Annotated in this window: 7 protein-coding genes; 3 read left to right on the plus strand and 4 right to left on the minus strand. The window is 61.0% G+C overall.

The genetic code is table 11. The features are described 5' to 3' along the window. Window positions 1-156: 156 nt before the first annotated feature. Entirely contained in the window at window positions 157-342 is a 186-nt protein-coding gene (locus tag AX744_RS16690) for a hypothetical protein (protein WP_061018107.1), read from the minus strand. Between the two features lie 175 nt (window positions 343-517). Beyond that, on the minus strand, window positions 518-1225 hold the full coding sequence (locus tag AX744_RS16695; RefSeq protein WP_442922840.1) for a signal peptidase II: 708 nt from the start codon (window positions 1223-1225) through the stop codon (window positions 518-520). Between the two features lie 3 nt (window positions 1226-1228). Between AX744_RS16695 and cmtR the strand changes: the two genes are divergently transcribed. The 3 genes from cmtR to AX744_RS16710 all read left to right on the plus strand — a co-directional run bounded on the left by cmtR (window position 1229) and on the right by AX744_RS16710 (window position 3257). After that, the gene (gene cmtR, locus AX744_RS16700; protein ID WP_061018111.1) at window positions 1229-1588 is read left to right on the plus strand and encodes a Cd(II)/Pb(II)-sensing metalloregulatory transcriptional regulator CmtR; all 360 of its coding nucleotides are present in this window, start codon (window positions 1229-1231) and stop codon (window positions 1586-1588) included. Then, window positions 1585-2190, plus strand: a complete 606-nt coding sequence (locus AX744_RS16705) for a cadmium resistance transporter (protein WP_025103726.1) — start codon at window positions 1585-1587, stop codon at window positions 2188-2190. The genes cmtR and AX744_RS16705 overlap by 4 nt, the downstream gene beginning before the upstream one ends. Before the next feature lie 98 nt (window positions 2191-2288). Next, window positions 2289-3257, plus strand: coding sequence for a permease (locus AX744_RS16710; RefSeq protein WP_231728841.1), 969 nt, complete (start codon window positions 2289-2291; stop codon window positions 3255-3257). A 510-nt stretch (window positions 3258-3767) separates the two neighbouring features. Here AX744_RS16710 and AX744_RS16715 read toward each other — a convergent pair. Together AX744_RS16715 and AX744_RS21965 are read right to left on the minus strand one after the other, a co-directional pair. Beyond that, window positions 3768-5375 (minus strand): tetratricopeptide repeat protein, encoded by a 1608-nt coding sequence (locus AX744_RS16715; RefSeq protein ID WP_157543639.1) that lies wholly within the window; start codon window positions 5373-5375, stop codon window positions 3768-3770. A 149-nt stretch (window positions 5376-5524) separates the two neighbouring features. Continuing rightward, window positions 5525-6148 carry a protein kinase domain-containing protein gene (locus tag AX744_RS21965; RefSeq protein ID WP_442922841.1) on the minus strand — a complete coding sequence of 208 codons (624 nt, stop codon included), beginning with the start codon at window positions 6146-6148 and terminating at the stop codon, window positions 5525-5527. Window positions 6149-6203: the final 55 nt, after the last annotated feature.

A 6203-nucleotide genomic window follows, 5' to 3' on the forward strand; every position in this document is an offset into this window, starting at 1 on the left:
CGTCTGCCGAAAGCAGATACCGGCGAACGTTAACGGCGGGCGCACGATGACGTGCGACGCGAACCCGCCAGAACGATCGTTTACGGCGATTCTCGGACATGCTGCAGTTCGCGCACGCCCCGTTGAGTGCCACCGAGGATGCCTGCCTGATGTGAGCTAGTTGAGAACTCTCGTCTTAGCGTCGGCAAAGGCTCCCCCGATGACGGCGTCGGCGATGCGCCGGCAATCTGCTTCGTTTCTATAGCCTCGTCCCCCGTCGGTGGCGATGACGTGGCCCTGGGATGTGAGCTTCCATGCCCATTTACCGTCGGTCCGCTTGTAGATCAGGCGCTCAGCCGCCATGTCTCCTCCTCACGTCGCTTGACATTTGAACCCTCTCGCGTCCGCCCACTAGATAAGACGTCTCATTCTTTGGTCTCATCACCGCCGCGGATCATAAGGAGCGCTCCGGTGATTGCAGCGGGGAAGATCCTCACAGGACCCAGCTCGAGCAGTGTGCCGCGAGGTTTCGGCGAGGTCAAGCGGCAGCGGACTGTCCACGGGGAAGCTCAGGACGGGGATTCAGGATGATCTGAATGAGCCCCAGGCCGACGCCGATGCCGATGGAGATATCCGCGATGTTGCCAATGAAGAGGTTGCCGTAGGCGAGGAAATCGGTCACGTGACCGACACCGAACGCGGGCGGGGCAAGGAGGCGATCGATGAGGTTCCCCACTGCTCCGCCCCAGACGAATCCGATAGCGATCGCCCACGCGATCGACTTGGATCGCCAAGCAGCGTAGAGCAGCGCGATCGTCGCTGCGGTTCCGATCACGGTGAACACCCACGTGCTCCCCGACCCGAGCGACATGACTGTGCCGGGATTGAATGCAAGTTGGAGGCCCAGCAGGTCACCGACTAGGGGAATGCGCTCGTTCTCGCTGAGCTGGGCCAGGGCTAGAGCCTTCGAACCCTGGTCGATCACGGTCATACTGAACGCGATCACGAGCGCAACAACCAGCCTCCGACCTCGATCCCGCCTCACCATGTGCCACTCATCCGGCGAAGACGGTGTGCGGCTGCGCGGTGGCCGGGCCCGGATAACGAAGAAGTGTGCATGATGGAGGTTCCTTGACGTCGAGCGCTGCACTAGCGGGTAGACCCAGGTAGTCGAGACGCTTCGGATCGCGCCTTGTCGGATGATCTGGCGCGGTATCCGATCATACATCCAAGCGTGTATATTCATTGAGTGCTGACTATTACTACTCGCTTGGACGTGATGAATCGCCTCGGCCGCGCTATGGCCGACTCGACGCGATCACGCATTCTCATGTCACTGCTTGACGGCCCGATCTATCCGGCGGCGCTCGCCCGCGAGCTGGGCCTGAGCCCATCGAACGTCTCCAACCATCTCACGTGCCTCCGTGACTGCGGCATCGTCGTGGCAGAGCCCGAGGGGCGGCGCACTCGATACGAGGTCGCAGATCCTCGGTTGACCACGGCGCTGACCGCTCTACTGGATACGACCCTGGCCGTGGATCACGAGGCCGAGTGCATCGACCCCACGTGCACAGTTGCGGACTGCTGCACGATGGAGGTCAGCGCATGATCTTCCTCTCCATCCTGCAAGCAGTTGGTCTGTTCCTGGTAACGAACATCGACGACATCATCGTGCTCTCTCTGTTCTTCGCCCGAGGTGCGGGCCAACGAGGTACAACGACCCGGATTCTGCTCGGGCAGTATTTGGGGTTCGCTGGCATCCTCGGCGCCGCCGTACTCGTTGCTCTCGGCGCAGGAGCGTTCCTCCCTCCTGAAGTCATTCCCTACTTCGGCCTCATCCCCCTGGGTTTGGGTCTCTGGGCGGCATGGCAGGCGTGGCGCAATCGCGACGACGACGATGACGACGAGGGCAAGATCGAAGGAAAAAAGGTCGCGGTCTGGGCTGTGGCCGGGGTCACCTTCGCCAACGGCGGTGACAACATCGGCGTCTACGTTCCCGTGTTCCTCAGCGTGGGTCCCGCCGCGGTCGTCGCGTACTGCGTGGTGTTCCTGGCCCTCGTTGCCGTCCTGGTCGTTGTCGCAAAGTTCATCGCTACTCGTCGACCAATCGCGGAGATCCTGGAACGTTGGGAACACGTGCTGTTCCCGCTCGTCCTGATCGGTCTGGGCATCTTCATCCTGGTTAGCGGTGGCGCATTCGGGCTGCGATGAGCCGAGCACAGATGACACGGTCAACTGAGCCAGAACAGGTGACCACCAGGGCGAGCAGCGGGACACCTCCTGCTGCTCGCTCGCGTGCTGCGTGGGCGATGGTCGGTGTCGGCGTGTGCGTGATTGCGTCACTATTCCTGATCGAAGTTTTCGCGCCGACGTTCTTCCCGGTCTCCCTCCCGACCCGCGCGCAGGACGGCCTCACACTCGCTGTCAGCGTCCTCATTGAGTCGATGCCATTCGTCACCCTCGGCGTGGTCTTGTCGATCATCGTGCAGGTGTGGATTCCCGCCGGAGTGCTCGAACGCTGGATGCCGCGACGAGCATGGCCGCGTCGGATGGTGCTCTCGCTCCTGGGCATGTTCGTCCCGGTCTGCGAATGCGGCAACGTGCCGTTTGCTCGGGGACTGCTGATGCGCGGCTTCACTGTCCCTGATGCGCTCACATTCTTGATCGCAGCCCCGATCGTCAACCCGATCGTCATTCTCACGACCCACCAAGCCTTCGGATTCGATGACGGCATCCTGATTGCGCGCCTTCTCGGCGGCTACGCCATCGCCAACCTCATCGGCTGGCTGTACAGCCGTCACCCCGATCCGGGAACTCTCCTCACTGACCAGTTCCGTGATACATGCGACAGGGCCGCCCACGAGTCAGGCAGCCGTGGCCGCGGTCGGCGTAGCCTCACCCAGTTCGTCGTCGAGTTCCGCGCAGTCATGCCCGCACTCGTGATTGGCTGCGCACTAGCCGGTGCTATCCAGGTGCTAATCCCCCGTGAGGTTCTCCTGTCTGTCGGATCCAATCCGGTTATGTCGATCGTGGCAATGATCTTGATCGCGATGGTCGTATCGATCTGTTCGAACGTGGATGCGTTCTTTGCCCTGTCGTTCGCGTCATTCTTCTCCGCAGGATCAGTCGTCGCCCTCCTCCTCGTCGGCCCCCTCGTCGACGTCAAAATGCTCGCTCTCCTGCGCACCACGTTTAGCACCCGGACTCTCGCGGGCATCGTGGCAGTCGTGCTCCTCGCAGCCTTCACGATCGGGCTGGGACTCAACGTATGGGCGTAGCGGCGATGACGGGTTCCGAGCCGATGGAACGCCATTCGAGCCCTCGAGGCTCCGAGTGGATAATGCCCGTTGGGGGACAAGCCAGAAACGCCCGCCGAAAGCAGGTACCGGCGAGCACTAGCGGCAGGCGTCTAAGGACGTGGGATCCGAGCTCGCCGGAAACGATCGTTTTCGGCAGGGAGGTGCCGCCGCCGCGCTCCGACAGCCTTCCTGAGACTCCGCCACTTTCGTGAGACGCTCCGACAGCTTTCGTGAGACTCCGACAACTTTGTGAGATCGGACAAGAAACGTGTCCGATCTCACGAAAGTTGACGGTGGGTGAGACACGGAACAGTCGGAATCACGCGTGAGCCCAACGATTCTGATCGATGGCTGTATCTCAGAAAAAGTAGGCAGCAACCTTGAGCAGAGGCAGGCACGGCGATGCGCCGCAAGTGATCATTATTCAGGGGTGCCAGTGCCGAATCTTGCACACATCCTTGAAGCAGTTGCGCCTGACGCTATCGAGCCTTAGACGACCAATGGCCAGTCGTAGCCATGTCTCCTAGCCACAGCCAGCAGTCTCAAGAACTCGGGTCGATCGTTCCAGTCTTCGGGCAGGGGGTAGTGAGGCAGCGAGATCGCCGTGACCTTCTCCGCCATGCCGGCCTGAAGTAGACCTAGCTGACGGACCACGAGCGCTTGATACGCAGTCATGAGACTTCGCGTGTCGTCTCCGACCTTCTCGGCATCGTCGGCGGCGCGACGATAGAGTCGCATGCCTTCATCTATCTGGCCCGCGGCGAGATGAGCTAGCCCAAGCGTTGCTTTCAGAACGAAGCTTTCGTCTGCGAGGGGGGTAAGAAGCTCAATTGCACGGTCGGCCATTCCTGCCATCGCGAAAACGTATCCGACGTTGTTCACCTCGTCAGCATGGAGATTACCATTCTTTCTATGCGCCAGGGCAAGGCCGGCAGCTTCGCTCCAGTTTTCTTCACCAATCCCAACTGCGACCATGGCCGCAGCCAAAGCACGAGGATTATCCGGCTCCAGCGCGAGCCATCGCACGGCGTGGCTCGCAGCAGCCTCCGTATCACCTTTTAGGTCCGCGATTTGGAACATCAGGAACTCAATCTGGGGACCCGTCGCCTCCTCAAGTACCTCCTCGGTCACCCGGGCCAACTCGTCGGCATGGGTCCGCAAGTAGACGACCTGAGCAAGGTTCACCACGACGATGGCGCTCTTTGGAACCTCGTCGTGTAGAGCGAGGAGCTCGTCGATCGCCTTTTCCCTGCCAATCTTCTGCCGAGATGCGCGAATTCGAATAAGGTTGCTTTGCACTTCAGCGTACGTATCGAGGTCCCGAACATCCAACGCGATCGAACTAGCCCGTTCCAAGAGTTTCATCGCTCGATCGTGGTTCCGCAGAGCAAGTTTCGCCCGGGCTTGAATGATGAGCAGACGGGCTGACGGCACGACGCCTTGATCTAGAAGCGCACGGACTTCGGCATCGACTCGCGAAGCCGCTCCGCCGATTAGCAGCAACTCAAATACATGAAGCCCGATGTCCTCTCGGGACGGAGCAGCGGCCCGCGCTTGCAACGCAGCCGACATCGCCTTTCTGTGTGCTCCTAGGTTCCAGAGAGAAATTGACAGATTCAACGCGGTGTCCGCATCGCTTGGCTCACGCCTGAGCGCGGCACGGAGCGCGGGCACCGCCCGGCGAAAGTCGCCAGCCATCGCGAGAAGATAACCGGCAACCGCGTCCTTCGCTGGGACGTCGCTGACGTCGCGAACGAACTGCCATGCGTCGTCGAAGGATCCCGCGCTCCCCAGAGCAGCCGCGACCTCAAGGCGAAGTTGATCACCGATGTGAAGATCAGCCGCAAGCGCTGCCGCTTCGGTCACGGCACCCGATCGCATGAGAATTTGCAGGCAGGTTCGAACTGCCGACAGATCTGTTTGGGCCGATGAAGCACTATGAACAATGTCGAGCGCTCCGCGTGCTTCCTTCAGCGCCGAATCGCGGTCGCCCGCAACTTCAAATGCGTAGGCGAGTAGAGCATAGGTCGTGGGGCCGGGAAACGACTCGACCTGTCGCTTCGCTTTCTCCAACGTCGAAGCGATGCTCCCCGCCACTCTGTTCGCCAAAGCAGCCGTAACGTTCTGAGGAGGTGTCCTATCACGGCTCGCCCCAGCAGAGGCGCGACCGACCCCAGGCACAGCGGGGCGCGCGGAGTCTGAGGAAAAGGTGTCGGCTTCGATAACATCGACCACCCCTAGTGCGCTCATGTGATTCTCCCTTGTCTCTCGGCCCGCTGTCGCAACTGGCGCTGCTCAATCTCGAGCCGACGTATCATAATGTCCGACCGCCGGAGAACCCAATCAAGGCCACCTCTCGAGAGTCGATCGCGGCTATACGGAGCGCGAGCGAGACGTGACCGGGGCTGTGGGTCGCATAGGTGGCTCAGCAACGTGAGCGCGTCCGAGCGGACACTCTTGGGTAAATGATCGACTACGAAGGACGTGGCACTGCGGAAGCTCGGCGCGAATCCGCTCAAGTCCGACCGACGACCGGCAGCGAAGTCGCGGTGACCCACCGCGAGAACTGCTCCAACGTCGCCCATAGCTAGGACCGACATCGGTTGCCCCGTCACAAGTTCGACGAGAATTGAGCCGATCCCGTAATAGTCCGCCGCGACGAAATCCTCCGCCGCCCCACCACCTTGGAAAAGTAGATACTCGGGAGGCAAGTGCATTAATTGTCCCCGCCCAACGAGATATTCCTGAAGCGGGCGACTCGGCTCTAAGGTGAAGTCCTTCCCGCGTCCAAGGTCGGCCAGTTTCACTGAACTCGAATTTCGGCTCACCAAGAGCAAGCAGTTATCGCACTTCAAGTCTCGGTGAGCGATGCCCTTATCGGGCTCTTCGCAGTTGAGGGTGTAGCCCGGGACCGCCGGCTGGTTC

Source organism: Microbacterium sp. CCH5-D1 (assembly GCF_001557335.1).
GTDB lineage: Bacteria > Actinomycetota > Actinomycetes > Actinomycetales > Microbacteriaceae > Microbacterium > Microbacterium oxydans.

Bases quoted from the DNA above. Each gene is read 5' to 3' on its own strand.
- AX744_RS16690 (WP_061018107.1), bottom strand. From the start codon at position 342: ATGGCGGCTGAGCGCCTGATCTACAAGCGGACCGACGGTAAATGGGCA.
- AX744_RS16695 (WP_442922840.1), bottom strand. From the start codon at position 1,225: ATGAATATACACGCTTGGATGTATGATCGGATACCGCGCCAGATCATC.
- AX744_RS16710 (WP_231728841.1), top strand. From the start codon at position 2,289: ATGGTCGGTGTCGGCGTGTGCGTGATTGCGTCACTATTCCTGATCGAA.
- AX744_RS16705 (WP_025103726.1), top strand. From the start codon at position 1,585: ATGATCTTCCTCTCCATCCTGCAAGCAGTTGGTCTGTTCCTGGTAACG.